The organism is Vibrio sp. 1288, from assembly GCF_033344475.1.
Genome location: NZ_JAWPOX010001217.1, coordinates 1 through 500, shown reverse-complemented (window position 1 = coordinate 500; position 500 = coordinate 1). Strand labels below are relative to the sequence as shown.

General features: G+C 39.6%; 1 pseudogene. It reads left to right on the top strand.

What is annotated here, in order from left to right:
- A pseudogene (locus R8O11_RS31765) lies at positions 1–253 on the top strand (long-chain fatty acid--CoA ligase); the annotation flags it as partial.
- Positions 254–500: the final 247 nt, after the last annotated feature.

The following is a 500-nucleotide window of genomic DNA, read 5'->3' as shown; positions in this document are numbered from 1 at the left end:
CATTGCATACCATGACCGAGTTGAGCTTATCAAACACCACCAAGTGGTCGAAATGCTTGAGAAGCGAGTGAATGAACTGCAAAAAGAACTGGCGAAATTTGAGCAAGTTAAGAAGTTCAAACTGCTACCAAGAGCTTTCTCGATGGACGATGTAGAGTTAACGCCAACGCAAAAACTGCGTCGCAACGTGATTAACGATAAATACCAAGACGAATTAGAAGAAATGTACAACGAAAAGTCAGATAAAAAGTAACAAGCACTGACTTAGATTTCAGATTGATGAAAAGATCCCCAGCCATACCTTTTGGTATCGTTGGGGATTTTTGTATGTGCAGCAGTTCGGCTTGATGATGCCGATAACGGGTGAATTTCTGATGTTTGGGTAAATCTCTGTGAAATTATGTTCTTTTTTTTGTCGTTATGTTTTTTGATCGTGCTGCTTATTTGCGCTTAGTTGGCTTCTATTCCTGTTATCGTTCTGCTTTCTAGTGTCTTGTTTA